Source organism: Vampirovibrio chlorellavorus (assembly GCF_003149375.1).
Taxonomy (GTDB): domain Bacteria; phylum Cyanobacteriota; class Vampirovibrionia; order Vampirovibrionales; family Vampirovibrionaceae; genus Vampirovibrio; species Vampirovibrio chlorellavorus_B.
Genome location: NZ_QFWH01000003.1, coordinates 314,598 through 329,383, shown reverse-complemented (window position 1 = coordinate 329,383; position 14,786 = coordinate 314,598). Strand labels below are relative to the sequence as shown.

At 54.2% G+C, this 14,786-nt stretch carries 12 protein-coding genes; 5 read left to right on the top strand and 7 right to left on the bottom strand.

Annotation, left to right across the window (positions count from 1 at the left end; genetic code table 11):
• Positions 1 to 38: 38 nt before the first annotated feature.
• From DF283_RS06000 to mgtE, 3 genes are all read right to left on the bottom strand, one after another.
• Positions 39 to 1,151, bottom strand: coding sequence for an Mrp/NBP35 family ATP-binding protein (locus DF283_RS06000; protein ID WP_303673822.1), 1,113 nt, complete (start codon positions 1,149 to 1,151; stop codon positions 39 to 41).
• Positions 1,152 to 1,207: 56 nt separating this feature from the next.
• Positions 1,208 to 1,549, bottom strand: a complete 342-nt coding sequence (locus DF283_RS05995) for a rhodanese-like domain-containing protein (RefSeq protein WP_303673821.1) — start codon at positions 1,547 to 1,549, stop codon at positions 1,208 to 1,210.
• Positions 1,550 to 1,612: 63 nt separating this feature from the next.
• Positions 1,613 to 2,992, bottom strand: a complete 1,380-nt coding sequence (mgtE, locus tag DF283_RS05990; RefSeq protein WP_303673820.1) for a magnesium transporter — start codon at positions 2,990 to 2,992, stop codon at positions 1,613 to 1,615.
• A gap of 316 nt (positions 2,993 to 3,308) precedes the next feature.
• Here mgtE and DF283_RS05985 point away from each other — a divergent pair, with 316 nt between their 5' ends.
• Positions 3,309 to 4,223 carry a cation diffusion facilitator family transporter gene (locus DF283_RS05985; RefSeq protein ID WP_303673819.1) on the top strand — a complete coding sequence of 305 codons (915 nt, stop codon included), beginning with the start codon at positions 3,309 to 3,311 and terminating at the stop codon, positions 4,221 to 4,223.
• Positions 4,224 to 4,358: 135 nt separating this feature from the next.
• On the opposite strand, the gene DF283_RS05980 is transcribed toward DF283_RS05985, so the two are convergent.
• The 3 genes from DF283_RS05980 to DF283_RS05970 all read right to left on the bottom strand — a co-directional run bounded on the left by DF283_RS05980 (position 4,359) and on the right by DF283_RS05970 (position 8,533).
• Positions 4,359 to 4,565 (bottom strand): CsbD family protein, encoded by a 207-nt coding sequence (locus tag DF283_RS05980; RefSeq protein ID WP_303673818.1) that lies wholly within the window; start codon positions 4,563 to 4,565, stop codon positions 4,359 to 4,361.
• A gap of 513 nt (positions 4,566 to 5,078) precedes the next feature.
• Positions 5,079 to 7,271 (bottom strand): amylo-alpha-1,6-glucosidase, encoded by a 2,193-nt coding sequence (locus DF283_RS05975; protein ID WP_303673817.1) that lies wholly within the window; start codon positions 7,269 to 7,271, stop codon positions 5,079 to 5,081.
• An 80-nt stretch (positions 7,272 to 7,351) separates the two neighbouring features.
• The gene (locus DF283_RS05970; protein ID WP_303673816.1) at positions 7,352 to 8,533 is read right to left on the bottom strand and encodes a glycosyltransferase family 4 protein; all 1,182 of its coding nucleotides are present in this window, start codon (positions 8,531 to 8,533) and stop codon (positions 7,352 to 7,354) included.
• Positions 8,534 to 8,761: 228 nt separating this feature from the next.
• Between DF283_RS05970 and DF283_RS05965 the strand changes: the two genes are divergently transcribed.
• The 4 genes from DF283_RS05965 to DF283_RS05950 all read left to right on the top strand — a co-directional run bounded on the left by DF283_RS05965 (position 8,762) and on the right by DF283_RS05950 (position 13,370).
• Positions 8,762 to 9,667 (top strand): 4Fe-4S binding protein, encoded by a 906-nt coding sequence (locus tag DF283_RS05965; RefSeq protein ID WP_303673815.1) that lies wholly within the window; start codon positions 8,762 to 8,764, stop codon positions 9,665 to 9,667.
• 259 nt (positions 9,668 to 9,926) lie between these two features.
• Positions 9,927 to 11,336 (top strand): adenylate/guanylate cyclase domain-containing protein, encoded by a 1,410-nt coding sequence (locus tag DF283_RS05960; protein ID WP_303673814.1) that lies wholly within the window; start codon positions 9,927 to 9,929, stop codon positions 11,334 to 11,336.
• Positions 11,337 to 11,736: 400 nt separating this feature from the next.
• Entirely contained in the window at positions 11,737 to 12,357 is a 621-nt protein-coding gene (locus DF283_RS05955) for a hypothetical protein (protein ID WP_303673813.1), read from the top strand.
• A 392-nt stretch (positions 12,358 to 12,749) separates the two neighbouring features.
• Positions 12,750 to 13,370 (top strand): hypothetical protein, encoded by a 621-nt coding sequence (locus tag DF283_RS05950; protein WP_303673812.1) that lies wholly within the window; start codon positions 12,750 to 12,752, stop codon positions 13,368 to 13,370.
• 348 nt (positions 13,371 to 13,718) lie between these two features.
• On the opposite strand, the gene DF283_RS05945 is transcribed toward DF283_RS05950, so the two are convergent.
• Positions 13,719 to 13,892: a hypothetical protein gene (locus DF283_RS05945; protein ID WP_303673811.1), complete on the bottom strand. Its 174-nt coding sequence runs from the start codon at positions 13,890 to 13,892 to the stop codon at positions 13,719 to 13,721.
• Between the last annotated feature and the right edge of the window lie 894 nt (positions 13,893 to 14,786).

Here is a 14,786-nt window from a genome sequence, read left to right as displayed (position 1 = left end):
GCAGTATGTTCCGGCGACGTTGGGCTACCAAAGAGCGCCTAAACGTGGGCCATGGCCTTTTCCTGACTATGCACCCGCCGCAGGTTTTCCACCATGTTATCAGCAATCTGCCGGAAAATGGCGGCCTGCTTGCCATCGGGCTCGTACACCACCACCGGCTGACCGGCATCGGCCTTGGCCCGTTGTTCAATCACAATGGGCACTTCACCCAGAAACGGCACACTCAGCTGACTGGCCGCGTTGCGACCGCCGCCATGGCCGAAGATCTCGTAGCGCTTGCCGTCATCACCTTCAAAGTAGCTCATATTCTCGATAATACCCAGACAAGGGATGTTCTGGCCCACGAACATGGCCAGGCCCTTGCGACTGTCGTGCAAGGCCACCTCTTGGGGAGTGGTCACGATGATGGCGCCGGAGAGTGAGGCCGCCTGCATGATGGTCAACTGGGCGTCCCCGGTACCGGGCGGCAGATCCACCAGCAGGAAGTCCAACTCGCCCCATTCAAAATCGCTCAGGAACTGACGAATGATGCGATCCAGCATGGGACCGCGCCAGACCACCGGCTGCTCTTCCTTGATCATGAAAGCCACGCTGATCACCTTGACCCCGTGCATTTCCGGGGGCATGGGCTTGCCCGCTTCGGACTGCTCGGTAATCTTGGCGTGACGCAAGCCCATCATCAGGGGCACGTTGGGGCCGTAAATATCGGCGTCCACAATGCCCACCTTGTAGCCCAGCTGGCTGAGGGCGCAGGCCAAATTGACGGAAACGGAGGTTTTACCCACCCCGCCCTTGCCACTGGAAATGGCAATGACGTTTTTAATATTGGGCAGCAACTGCTTGGGGGCCACCGGAGCCAACGGCTTGTCCGCCGGGCGCTGGAAGGGTTTAACGGCAGCCGGGGTTTTCAGGGAGATACCCACGGTCACCAGCTTGATGTTCGGCAATTCCTGTAATACCTGGCGAGTCGCTTGCAGCAAGGCATCCCTTTCCGGGTAATTGGTGCTTGGCAGGATCAGCTCCACTTTAACGTTGTTGTCGCAGACGGAGGCAAAGTCGATCATGCCCAGTTCCACGATGTTTTTTTGTTTCTCAGGGTCCACCACACGGGTGAGGGCCTGCATTACCAGTTCTTGGGTCAATTCAGTCATGACGTCCCGCCTTTTGGTTCAAGTGAGTGAATGCAATTGGACAAAATAAAATCGGCCTAGTCAAGCGTAACCGATGAATGCGTGGATTCAAAAACACGGGGTCCATCCCATTCCGCCATCCCGGCGGTTAAATTAAAAACGGACTGAAAGCCCTGTTGCGCCAAAAAATGACTGGCGTTAAAACTGCGCACCCCATGCTCACAAATAACCACCGTGGGCTGCCCCGCATCCAGCGTGGCCAGTTGCTCGGGCAATTCGTAAATGGGCAACAAACGCGCCCCCGGGATATGCCCCAAGCCGTAAAACTCCTGGGGGGTGCGCACATCCAGCAGCAGCAAGCCGGGCTGTTGCGCCATCAGGGTTTGCAGTTGCTGATTGGTCAAAGGGGTGACGGGCATCGGTGGGTATTAACTGTTCATTTCTAGCAATAACACGCAGTGAGCGTAACACAAAGACACCGGTCAGATCATCTCTTTTAGCAACATGGTCACCACGGACAGGTAAATGAGAAAGGTCAGGATATCGCTCAGGGTGGTGATAAAGGGCCCGCCCATCCCCGCCGGATCCACTTTGAACAGGCGTTTGAACCCGTAGGGAATCATCATGCCCAACGTGGCCGAGATGCACAGGGAAACGGTGATCCAGGAGAACAGCAAGGCGCTGAGCTGCCAGCGATGGTAGATCAGCAAAGACAAAATCCCCACGGAGACGGCGAAGAACACGCCGGTCAGCAGGGCCACTTTGATTTCCCGGCGCAACTTTTCCCAGATATTATCATCGGTAATCAGGCCCTGACTGAGGCCTCGCACGGTAATGGTATCGGTTTGGGTGCCCATATTGCCGGATAGCCCCGTGAGCAAGGGCATAAAGGAAATGGCCACCACCGCCGCGGACACGGTATGGCTAAAATGGGCAATAATGGTGGCCGCCAGAAACTGACCGCCCATGGTAATGGACAACCAGGGGAAACGGGCCTTGAAGGCCCCAAACACCGGGCCCACCAGCAAGCCCCGCTCGTCCACCTCTTCCAGATTGATCCCGGAGGCCCGGTAAATGTCTTCCGAGGTTTCCTCGTCGATCACGTCAATAATGTCATCCAGGGTGATGACCCCGCGCAGGGTGTTGTCCGGATCGGTGACCGGCATGGCCAACAGGTTGTAATACTTCCGAAACACGCTGGCCACCAGCTCCTGATCGAAGCTGACCAACAGGGATTTCACGTCAAACTGGGCAATGCGGCTGAGTGGAACGGAAGCGTCATGCAAAATCAGCTGCTTCAGGCTGACCACCCCCACCAGGGCGTCCTCGGCATCCACCAGGTACATGTAATAAATGAAATCCTTCTCCTCGGCACGGCGCACCATGTCCATGGCCTCACCCACCGTGGCCTCCACCGAAATGCTCATAAAGTCGGTGGACATAATCCCGGCGGCGGAATCCGGTTGCTCCATCATCAGGTGATGCAGGGTGCGGGTTTCCGTATCAAACGGCATCTCTTCCAGAATGCGCTGGCTTTCCACCGTATCCATTTCCTGCAAAATGTCCACGGCGTCATCGGTGGGCATCATGCGCAGAATCTGACTACCCATCACCGTGGGCAAGGAGGCCAGACAAGCATGCTGTAACTCATCGTTCACGCTGGTCAAAACCTGAGCGGCCTGCCCCACGTTCAGGTACTGAAAGCAGCCCACCGCTTCTTCCCGGCTCAAAGCGCTCTCCATGACTTCAGCCACATCGGCAAAATTCTGCCGGGCCAGCAGGCGACGGAGTGCGGAGGTATTTTTCTGAGTCAGGTAACGCCGAATCTTTTCGGCCAGACTGGTCACGGTCACAGAATTCATAGGGAACTGGGCCTAAAACTTGGGAAAGGTATCTACCCATTGTATCAACTCAAAGCGGGTTGCAAGTGATTGTTGCCATAACGCCGCAGGCTGGACTTCAGGCTCAAAAATCGCCTCATAGCATTCCAGCGCAGACCATTGGACTGGTTGAAAACAGACAACCCCTGATGCGCAAGCACTCACCGGTTGAGGTACGGCAAAAAAGACTGCCCGAGACCAATCCCCATCCCTCACCCTCCGCTCCAATTTTCTTTTGAGAGCCGCTTTTTTGATAAACTGGAACCAGCGTGTCGGAAGCCGAGCTTTTTTACCGGGTATGCAAACCACTCCCCCAGCCAGCCTTTATTCCAAAATTCTGCACACCCCCCAGGGCGTGTTCGGGGTGACGTTGTTCTTCAACCTGCTGGTTTCCCTGAGCAAGCTGTTTTGGGGCTACCAAACCCACACCCTCAGCATGACCGCCGATGGTTTCCACTCGCTATTGGATGCCGTGGCCAACGTGGTGGGCATTGTGGGCCTGAATATCTCCATGAAGCCCGCCGATCATAACCACCCCTACGGACACCGCAAGTTTGAAGCCATCGCCTCCATGGTCATCTCCTTTTTTATCTTTCTGACCTGTTTTGAGATTGCCGGTGAAGGGTTCTCCCGGTTTTTCTCCCCCCAGCACAGCCACCCCCGGATTTCTCCCACCAGCTACGGGATTATCGGCATTACCCTGCTCATTAACCTGTGGGTCACCTGGTACGAGAACAAAAAAGGGAAAGAACTAAAAAGCGACTTGCTGATAGCGGACGCCAAGCACACCCTGTCCGACTGTCTGGTGTCCATCTCCGTGCTGTTCTCCATGGCCGCCGTGCAACTGGGCTTTTTGTGGGCAGATACGGTATTGGCCCTGGTAGTATCCCTCATCATCCTGAAAGTGGGCTTTGAACTGATTATGATCCACTTCAGCGCCCTGACCGATGAAGCCGCCCTGGATCCCAACGAAATCAGCGCCGTGGTGCTGGCCGTCCCCGGTGTGCTGGACTGTCATAAAATCCGAAGCCGGGGCATGCGGGATCACGTCTTTATCGATCTACACATTCAGGTGGACCCCCAACTAACGGTGAAGGAAGCCCATGGCATTTCCTACCGGGTGGAATCCACACTGGGCGAAGCCTTTGACGGACAGGTCCGGGAGGTGCTGGTTCACGTTGAGGAATACGAAGGAACCGCCGAAAGCGCCTAGGCCCAGCCCACTCTATCAATGGCCCGCTTTTGATCTGTATACCGTGCGGTTCCTTCCCCGTAAATTGCACCAGCACCCACGACAATCATCGACCATCGTGGGCGCCTACGGTGCAAAGGGTATCTGAGCCTGCCCTTAACGGGATTTAAGGGGCAACAGGTTTTCAATATCCCGCTCAATCTCACGGCGGGTACGGCCCGTGCGCTGCTGAATGCGACCCAATAGTTCCTCTTCCTTGCCTTCGACATACAGCAAGTCGTTATCGGTCAACTGAGCATACTTTTCCTTGAGCTTGCCCTTCAAAACATGCCAGTTTCCCTTGATTTCAGTCTTGTTTAACATAGCAATCACATCTCCTATCCTGTAACACAGGGCGATTGTCTAACCAGAATCCTCTCCCACGGTAAATAGTCATCGCCCAATCCAACCAAACCCAGTTGTGACATTGATATTCACAAGCTGGGCTACCGGAGAAAGTCTGGATATTATATCTCCCGGCATTTTTGGTTAAATTACCTGTTCGTCTAAAGGAAGATTCGCTAATGGTTTCAGTCCGCCTAGCAGAACGGCTATTTCGGAATTGACGAAAGCGGCCCCCAGGAACTTCCCAAATTGCAAAGTCAGGCTAAAGATCTTCAAAATCTGGCCGATAATGAGCTTGTCAGTCAAACAAACGGTCTGAGGGTCACATCATCCCCCTTGGACTCAACCTCTCGTTGTCTACTATCACAAACTTCCCCGGAGTGAGATACGGCCACCAAACTGCTGTCACCCACTCCGGGAAACGAAACCGACCCGGTCAGACGTAAAATCTGGCCGGGTCGCTCCTTTTTCGCCCCTCATTCTTATCAAAGCTCAAACCTGCACCGTAATGTCCAGTTCGCCCTTTCGGTTGCGCACATCCACGGTCACGCTCTGGTGGTTGCGCCGAAACTCGAGATCGACCATCGCCTTGCCCACACACAGGTTGTTAATCTGTAAAAATGACATGTAATGGGGCAAGCGGGGCGAATGAATGGACAACTTCTTGCGGGGCGCATCCACCCGCATATTGAGCATGGACTGAATAATGGAGTACATGGCCGCTGACGCCCAGGCCTGGGGATTACACGAGACGGCGTAGCGAACCGGCGGATCGCCCTCTTTGCCGTCCTCTTTGCGGAATCCGCAAAACAGTTCCGGCAGGCGACGATAGTACATGTGCCGGGCGGCCTCAAACAAGCCCGTAAAAATGCGCTCTACCAAGTCCGGACGATTCAGGCGGGCAAAGCCCCGGGCAATTAAAGCATTGTCGTGCGGCCAGATGGAACCATTGTGATAACTCATGGGATTGTAAGCCACCGTGTTGGAGCTGAGGGTTCGGATGCCCCAGCCATTGAACAAATCCGCGGACATGAGGCGGTTTACGGTCTGGTTGGCATGGTTCTCATAAAACAGACCGGTTTCCAGACAGTGCCCCGGATTGGAGGTGATGACCCGGAAGGGCTGGCCGGTTTCATTCAGTGCCAGCGCGCAGTATTCCAGATCGTCCATCCAGAAGTGGGTGTTAAAGCGTTTGCGAAACTCCAGACAATCCTGCTTCAGGCGCTGCCTTAGCTCCTTGTTCTCCATATAGTCGGCCAAACGGGCCATGTAGGTCTTGGCCAGGTACACGTAACCCTGTACTTCCGACAGGGCGATGGGGGGCTGTCCAATCACCCCGAACTCATCCATCACACTATCGTAGGAATCCTTCCAGCCCTGCTGCAAAATACCCCGGGGACAACTGCTACGGTAGGTGCTAAAACCCAGTGGATGCTTGCGCAGGTTGTCGTCAATCCAGTTCAGGGCGGCCAGAGCATTGGGCCACAACTTGCACAGTAACTCACGATCGTTGGTCCAGCGGAAATACTCGTACAAGGTAATAATAAACAAGGGGGTCGAATCCACACTGCCGTAGTAGGGGGTGTGCGGAATCTCTCCCAACCGGGCCAGCTCCCCCACCCGCATTTCATGCAGAATCTTGCCCGGTTCCTCATCCCGATGCGGATTCGTCTCCTTCCCCTGATACTTGGCCAGTATTTTCAGGGACTCCCGAGCCACCGTCGGGTTATACAACATTGCGAACCGGGAGGTGATCAGCGAATCCCGTCCAAACAGGGCCACATACCAGGGGATTCCGGCGGCCACATAGCTACCCTCATCGCTATGGGTTGTCAGCATCTGCATGTCTTTCTGGTTCCGGGACATCATTTCGTTGAAATCCTCGTTATCAGAAACGAAGACGGCAGTGTCCTGAACGTTTCTGCGGGCCCTGAAATTAAGGTGCATCAGGGCTTCGTCCATGGTTTGGACACTGGTTTCAATCACCCCCGCGTTCATCAAATGATCGTTGATGATGGTCTGAATTTCGTAGTTAAAGTTTAAAGGGTGCCTTGGTTTCAGCAAGGTCCGGTAAATCACCGTGGGCAAGTCCCGGGCGGGCGCTTCCTCCGGGGCCAGATCCACGAAACGAATCCCCGTTTGCAGGTTACGCCCGCTGCGATCCTTGCATCCAAAAATCAGCACCGGATTTTGACCGCTGGTGTCCATAATGGGGGGGCGTTTTTGTAACGGAGGCATCTCCACGATGCCCCGGATGTCGAACATATCGCGAAAATCAGCGTCAAACGTCAGACTCAGCTCCATATAAACGGGTTTGGAATAGTAGCTGACCAGCCAAAAGCGTTCAAACTGAAGGCCGTATAACACCGTCTCCCGCTTCAGCTGAATGATCTCCGGGGGCAGGGTGACCGGGGTACCATCCTCCGTGGTCGTTTCAATAGGCCCGTTGGTAAACACAATGGTGGACATGTAACCCATTTCCGTGGAAGAGAGCAGGGGGATGGGGTCTGTGCCATGCAGCTTGATTTCAAAACAGCTCAAAAATCGGGTGTCCAGGTGGTACATGCCAAGACCCGACATATCGCCCCGGGGAATATTGCCCTGCAAATCATCCACCAGGTACAGATGGTTGTGCTTGATGCTGCGATTTCTGGATAAAAAATCCTCGGGCTGTTTGATTTTCATGGCGCTCTCTTTCGGGAAGAACCTGAGTCAGGGACGCTGTGTGGCCAAACCGCTACCGACCTGCCACAGACTGGCCTTTATCAATCCGCCGGGGTTGCGGCGGGACGTCCATACTGGCAGGCAGGACGATCCGAGGCCCGGTGCAAAGGCAGCGGTGAACTGGCTGTAAGGTTTCGACTGGCACGGTGCCAGAGGTTCCCATCCCATCGGTTGACATTGACCAATCGTTGATAGAGACGCTCGTGTTCCACCACCATGCGCTGGGCGGAAAACCGCTCTTCGGCCTTTTGCCGCACCAAACGGCGATCAAACCGGGCGTAATCCTGAACGGCCCGCGTCAAGGCTTCCACGGTGTCCGCCACGTAGCCGCTCACCCCATGATCCACGACCTCCGGCACGGAGCCGTTTCGCAGGGCAAATACCGGTGTGCCGCAAGCCATGGCCTCAATCATGACCAACCCGAAGGGTTCAGGCCACTGTACCGGGAACAGGCAGGCAGCCGCGTTCCGCAGGAACTCCACCTTGGCGGCATGCTCCAGTTCCCCCACGTAGATAATCCGATCGCCATCAATCTGGCTGGCCAAAACCGAGTCATAAAAAACCTGATCAACCCGATCAATCTTCCCGGCCAGCAAAAGTTTCAGACCCAGAGCCTGCGCCACCCGAATGGCCTGCAAAGGACCTTTTTCAGGGGACAATCGCCCCAGAAAAGCCAGATAGGGTTCGCCGGAAAGCGCGAACTTCGGTTCAAAGCGGCTCAGATCGATTCCGTGGTAAATGGTGGCCGCGTAATGCAATTCCGGCCAAAGCTGCTGTTGATAACGACTGATTGAAACATAGTGCTGGTGGGCATTTTTGAGGAACAAGTCCCGCACCGGCTGCGGTGAGAGGGCGTTGTGCAGCGTGGTCACCACCGGGGTCTCCACGAAGTTGGCAAAGGGCAAAGCCTGAAAGCCCATGTGATTGTGAATGACGTCGTAGCGCTCGGCCTCCAGAAAGACATCGCCCAGCACATTCAGTTCGGATGCCATGACCGTACAATGCGTCTTGTCGTTATGCAGGGTTTCCTCCAGCTCCCTCAAGGGCTGAGAGGCATAAGCCCTCAGGCATCCGGACGTCTGGGAGCCTGCCACCGCGAACAGGGTCACCTCATGACCCCGTTGAATCAACCCCTCGCTTAGCAGGTAAGCCACCAGCTCGGTTCCTCCATAGGCACGTGGGGGAACCAGCTCCCACAGCGGAGCAATTTGGGCAATGCGCATAACACTCCCTCCCGGTGAGCAGTGACAGTCCAATGCTGAAGTTGAAGAGGGCCCTCCTTGCAAAAGACGGGTAAACATTCCCTGCTTGTTATTGTAAAAAAATAGGACACCCTTCAAAATTCGACAATTGGCTAAACCTGCCCAAATGCGCAAAACCCATTGGTAAATCAGCCCAACCGCAGTAGGATAACACTGTAAACCGCAAAGCCCCCACCCTTCGCTAAATTCATGAAGCAGTCCAGCAACCCCCTTAAGTACCGATACCACGCATTTCGCGGTAAACTCATCCAGCCTTTTTTCTGGGCGCTATGCTTTCTGAGCCCGGTACTGGATGTTTTTCGGGTGGATATGATCCATCAGCATTTGATGTTCCTGGGGAAGCCATGGCCATTTGCCTTTGAGAACCTGAAGTGGCTGCCAATCGGATTTTACGGGGCCGTCATTCTCATCGGCGTCATTTCTTTCATTTGGGGACGCCTGTTTTGTGGCTGGGCCTGCCCCCACAACACCCTGACCGAATGGACCCACCCCCTGCGGGCCATGGTGGGACTGGCCCCCAAGCCCCGCTGGATGAAGCTGATTCTGCGTGATCACCCCTCCTTCAGATTCATTTTCCCGGCCTTGTCTCCCGTTCTGGCCATCCTGCTGACCTTTGGCCTCAGCTTGCTGCTTTGTTTTTATGTCGTTCCGCCCCAGTGGGTTATTCAGCAGTACGCCAGCGGACATCCCCACATCGCCCTGGTTTTTGGCAACGGTTTGTTCCTGTTAATTGGCCTGTTTCTGCTTTTCGTGGGCAACGACTTCTGCCGCACCTGCTGCCCCTACGGGCTGGCCCAATCGATTTCCGCATACCATGAGGATTCCCCGTGGCGCCCACTGGAAATTCAGTTCCAGAGCAGCAAAACCGAGGACTGCAAATCCTGTACCGCCTGCCAAATCGTTTGCCCGGTGGATATTGACCCCCGAGATACCGGGGCCCTGAAAGTGGGACAGTTCGATGGCTGCTTCAACTGCGGGGAATGTATCGATGCCTGCAAGTTCATTCACAGCTTCAAATCGCAGCCGGGTCTGCTTTCCTTCCAGAATCCGGGCTTCAAGGCCGCCAAAGCCAAAACCACCCGACCCGCTCCCTAGAGATCCGACTCTGAGACTGTCTGAGGCCGACCGACCGGACAGACCGAATCCCTTCTCCGGGCATTGCCTGTCCGGGTGAAGCCCTTTTTAGCGCATCCTCAACCCGGTCTCCCGGACGATTTTGTAAAAAAAATTCAAGAATTGGCGGGGTGGGTCGATAACACTGACAGAGCCCCCATTGCCCGGGACTGACCGGCTTCGGCGGTTTCCTGAATTCGTGTATCCAGACAAGACAGGCAGTAACAGGCAGTCCATGAGAATGTCCGACCGTCGAACGCATCCAATCAAAGCCGCTGAGATTTTCAAGTTCAACGTGCTGGTCATGGCCGGTATCATCATGGCGGTGGGGTTTCCCTTTGGGGCGCGACTGCTGAACCTGCCCCTGCCCGAGTCACTCTGGTTTATACAGCCCCTTGGTTATGGCCTGTGCAGTCCTTTATACAGTTTCTACAAATTCCTGTTGGGGCCACTGTTACCGGGACACTGGCAGACTTTTTTTCCAGTGACAGACGTTTCTCTGTTCCTGAGCGTGGTCTCTGGCATGCCGGTTTCGGCATTCAGCCAATACAATGGCCAAATTGAATGGATACCCCTGCTTAGCGTTGTTTTTTGGCAATGCTTCCTGATCGTCTCTTACTACTGTTTATCTACCCTCCGGCAGGGTGCTTCCTTACAGGAGGTTCGCAAAGCCATGGTTGAGTACCGGGAAGCGCAAGCACCCCCGGCCCCCAAGGCCCCGGAGCCCAGAAAACCGATGCCCCCCAAAAAACCGGAGCTTCCGGAAAACCGCTTTGTCCCGCTCGCCCAGACCCAGTCGGATAATCAACAAAAGATCAAGGAGCGCCTGCAAGAATCCAGAATCCTGCAACACCATGCCCCTCGCATTCAAAGGTTGACCCAACAGGATTGGGACAATTACAAACAGCAGGAGGGCGATCTGATCGTCCGCGCCATGATTCAGCAACTCAGGCAGGAGAACCTGACTTTGCAGCTCGAAAAGAACGAGCTGAAATCGACATTCTCCCAATACTTTTCCCCGGAAGTGCTGAAATACCTCAATCAGAACAAAAGCGCTTTTGAGGATATCCAGAACCAGCATTACAACATGACGGTTCTGTTCTGTGATCTGCGGGGCTTTTCCGCCTTCAGCCAGACAGCCAGCCCGGACGAGATGGTCGCCTATCTGGTGGAATATTTCGAGATTGCCAGCTATTGCGTACTCCATAAGTACAATGGCGTCATCAGCAAACTGATGGGCGATGGCTTTATGGCTTACTGGGGCTTTCCGCTGACTGGTACGGAACACGCCTACACCGCCACCCTGGCCGCCCAGAATATCATTCAGGAAGTCCGTTTAAGAAACGAAATCAAGGTCAACCAGAAACCCCTGCAAGTGGGCATAGGCATTGCCACTGGCCCGGTCATGGTCGGGAACATCGGCTCCATGGATTTCAAGGATTTTACCCTGATCGGGGTGCCCGTCAATCTGGCCGCCCGCCTGCAGGAAACCACCAAACAACTGGGCTGTGACATTGTGATCTCCGAGAACACCTACCGGGATCTCAACGGTCGAATTGCCTGTCAGGATTGGGGAGCCACCGAAATTCGGGGGTGGCAGAACACGGAGCGCATTTTCAGCCCCTTCCCTCCCGAGGGCCCCCAGCGGTAAATGCCCCAGACGGGCTTTGTCCGCTCAGGATCAGCACCCCATCCGCAAGGCCCACCCGGTTTATTACCTGCTCATTACAAACTGCGTCCAGGCAAGGCCATGGCCTGTCCCCCGCCATCACAGGCGTTTGCGGGCATGGCCAGCCATCGGCATTCAATCCCGATGATCCCGGAACAAATTGCACAGGCAATTTCCTGCAAAAATTATTTTTTATTTCAAGAAGTGTGAAATTGTAAGTTCAAGCCTTTTCCATTCGATGGCGGCCAATGGAGCCTCTATCTTGCAAAAGCCCGATGCTCGGTCTGAGTTCGTCGCAGGATCATCCGCTTGCGCACATTAGCCAGCACCCGTGGGAATCAGGTATCCATCACATACAAAGTGAAAGAGAGAGAGGTAAACTATGGGAACCATTAATCCGAATGCAAGAATAACTACCAGGGCTATGCAAAGTGCGACTGGACCCGCAGCCCCTGCAAAAGCTGGCGCTGGAACAGGCCCATTAGGTCAGCCCACAACGGATTCATTTGCATCAAATGATCCTTTGGGCGTAAGTTTACCTTTTGCCATGGTAATCAAAGCAGCACCACTGCAGGCACTGGCAGGCGTGGAAAACCTGGCATCCGGCACAGACTCGGATGGCAATCCCATTTTCAGCCGGCAGGACTTAACCGACCTTTCGGAAGGAAAAGGCCGGTTCGCTGGAGCAAGCCAGGCACAAGTAGACGCGGCCAATGCCATCCTTGGGGATCAACAGCTTGAAACCGCCCTGGATCAAGCCAATGCCGATGGTAATAACTTCCAGTCTGAAAATGAGGACGACTGGTACAATTTAAAGGCCTTGAAAGAACACTCTGATTCAATTGCAGCGGCTGCCGTCTATAATGAGAATCCCCCCGCCGCAGTACCCCCAGAGGCTCCGCAAGCATCAGATGCCGCAGCGAGCGCATCAACGGAAGCCACTGCATCAGATGCCGCAGGGAACGATAAACCGGAGGAAGAACCAGCGCCCGCCTCCGAATGAGGCTGCTGGCAAAATGAGGATTATGACAAGAAAGCCGTAGTCTAAAGCAATCAATCTTGCGCTCAGTAGCGGAACCCCCTGCCTGATCCCATCCGGTAGGGGGTTTTGCAAGCCGCCTACGCCCGCCCTTGCGAACCCACAAATCAGACACCATCAAAGGAATCCACGCCCAAGAATATTAAGGTTGAGACAATTTGATACCAATCTTTGGTTTTATTCTTTATGAGAGTCACTAAGTCCAGCCTTTTGAAAATTCAGTATTTGAGAGAGCGCGCAAGAAGTACCACAAGATCAGAGCTGTGATGGCTTAAGTCAGGGTTCTCATCATCAGTACGAAACACCAGCTTTTAAATTTTAAGAAAAGTGCAAATTAAGAAGGAGAGGTCACTCCCATGAGCTATAATCTGAATTCAGTTATTGGTCTGAACTATGGAGCGCAAAGCCTTTACCAAAGAATCAGAAACAATGCTGAAAACAATACAGCCGACTATAATAAAGGCCCTCTGTTTGATGCTTTGGATAAACGACAGGCAGATGGGTTAACAGTCAGAGACGTCATAGGACTTGAAACCGATTACGGTGTTGACCTTGATGGTGACGGTCAAACAGGTAGCGTCCTAGGCGTCACTGAAGACAGTAACACGGAAGAGGCAGTGGGAAACCAAACCGGAGAAGCTGATGTTAAATCTGTCTCTGCTGATGAAATGAAGGCCCTTGGACAGGCCTTTGAAGATGCCGGTAAAACGAGTTTTACCAGAGCTGATTTACAACAGTTAGCCTCCACTGGGAGCCTTGACGGAAAACAAGCGGATCCGGCATTACAACGTTCCGCCACCGCATTACTCAATAACCCGGAAATCCTGGATAAGATTGATGTCCTGGATGGGTATGGTGAAAGCGGTGCGCCCAGAGATCAGAAGTATTGGGCGAGTAATTTTACATCCTACGGCACTAACGCTGCCGCTGGCGCTGTTGACACCACCGGCGCGGGTAGTACGGACGGCACCACTTAGGCCCCAATTTTTGTTAGCGATGGGTTGCAGCTGATACCCATGACACCGGCCAATACCGATGGACGATAGATCCTGAAGGCCCTGAAGGAACACGGGAATAGAATTGCAGCGTCCATCCTCATTCCCTCAACAGTCGCCCAATCGAAGAACCCTGCCTGATCCCATCAGGTAGGGGGGTTTGCCTGCCGCCCCTAGACCCCTTGGCCTTCTGATCCCCTACGCTGCCCCAACGGAATTCCGCCACTCAGGATCACGACTCCATGGATTACGACGCCATCGGCGAGGCCCGCCATTGATGACAGATTGTACCAGGCAAGGCCATGGCCTGAACATCGCAATCACAGGCGTTTACGGGCATGGCCAGCCATCGGCATTCAATTCCGGGATTCCCGAACGGAGGGCGCAGGCAATTTCATACAACGTATCGTTTTTTATATTAATAATACAACCTTTCTTGCCAGCCTTCTTGTTATTCCAGCCTTGGGTCAATCGCCTTTGATCCAAAAACTGTTGTGGTTTCATTCGAAAAATCCGTCGTGGCGTCCAGGATTCCAGTAATCCAGACGCCAATCCAGTCAAAGAAAAGCGCAAAAAATACACGCATTCCTATGAAAGAGAGGATAAAAAAATATGGTCAGCAACATTAGCAGCAATAAGCCTACCCCCTCTTCCAAAAAGCCAGAGTCTCCTAAACCAAAGGAGGAAAAAGGCGAAGAGTCATCCTCGGTGAAGCCCAAAGCGGCTGAAGGCTCGGACAGTAGCACTGGTAGCTCATCCGCAGTGAAGCCCAAAGCGGTTGAAGGCTCGGGCAGTGGCGCTGAAGGCGCGTCCACTGATGCGTCCAAGGGGCCGAAGGTCAGTACCAGAGCCTTGCCGTCTCAGGCTGACCAGGACGCAGGCGCCCAAAAACTGACCACCGCAAACATCAAACTATCAGATAAACGTGCCCCAGAGGATACCGCGACTTTCTCTGCAAGTGCGAAACTCTTTGGCGGCAGTGATCTGGAAGAGCCCGCCTCCAAGCCAGTGGCTTCACGCAGCTTGTCTGGCCTCGGCGGACCCGGCGCTGCTTCTCAACAACAGCAGTCAACAAAACCCGTAATCGGTTCCGCAGTAGGTCTCGGAGCCGGTGTCGGTGTCGATCTCGCAGCCTCTAAAAAGCCAAGTCCGGCAGCCGATGCAGGTGGCTCTACTCAACAACAGCAGTCAACAGCACCCGTAATCGGTTCCGCAGCCAGTTCCGTAGCCGGTGTCGCTCTCGCAGCCAGTGCAAAGGAAAAACAACAAGAACCTGCACAAGCCCAACCCGCAACCACGCCAGATCCGCCTGGCACAGAATACTGGGCATTTGATACAAATTATGATGGCAAGGCAGACAGCTGGTATAAACGCACACCCAACGGCCCAACCACAGCC

Bases quoted from the DNA above. Each gene is read 5' to 3' on its own strand.
- DF283_RS06000 (WP_303673822.1), bottom strand. From the start codon at position 1,151: ATGACTGAATTGACCCAAGAACTGGTAATGCAGGCCCTCACCCGTGTG.
- DF283_RS05995 (WP_303673821.1), bottom strand. From the start codon at position 1,549: ATGCCCGTCACCCCTTTGACCAATCAGCAACTGCAAACCCTGATGGCG.
- mgtE (WP_303673820.1), bottom strand. From the start codon at position 2,992: ATGAATTCTGTGACCGTGACCAGTCTGGCCGAAAAGATTCGGCGTTAC.
- DF283_RS05985 (WP_303673819.1), top strand. From the start codon at position 3,309: ATGCAAACCACTCCCCCAGCCAGCCTTTATTCCAAAATTCTGCACACC.
- DF283_RS05980 (WP_303673818.1), bottom strand. From the start codon at position 4,565: ATGTTAAACAAGACTGAAATCAAGGGAAACTGGCATGTTTTGAAGGGC.
- DF283_RS05975 (WP_303673817.1), bottom strand. From the start codon at position 7,271: ATGAAAATCAAACAGCCCGAGGATTTTTTATCCAGAAATCGCAGCATC.
- DF283_RS05970 (WP_303673816.1), bottom strand. From the start codon at position 8,533: ATGCGCATTGCCCAAATTGCTCCGCTGTGGGAGCTGGTTCCCCCACGT.
- DF283_RS05965 (WP_303673815.1), top strand. From the start codon at position 8,762: ATGAAGCAGTCCAGCAACCCCCTTAAGTACCGATACCACGCATTTCGC.
- DF283_RS05960 (WP_303673814.1), top strand. From the start codon at position 9,927: ATGTCCGACCGTCGAACGCATCCAATCAAAGCCGCTGAGATTTTCAAG.
- DF283_RS05955 (WP_303673813.1), top strand. From the start codon at position 11,737: ATGGGAACCATTAATCCGAATGCAAGAATAACTACCAGGGCTATGCAA.
- DF283_RS05950 (WP_303673812.1), top strand. From the start codon at position 12,750: ATGAGCTATAATCTGAATTCAGTTATTGGTCTGAACTATGGAGCGCAA.
- DF283_RS05945 (WP_303673811.1), bottom strand. From the start codon at position 13,892: ATGAAACCACAACAGTTTTTGGATCAAAGGCGATTGACCCAAGGCTGG.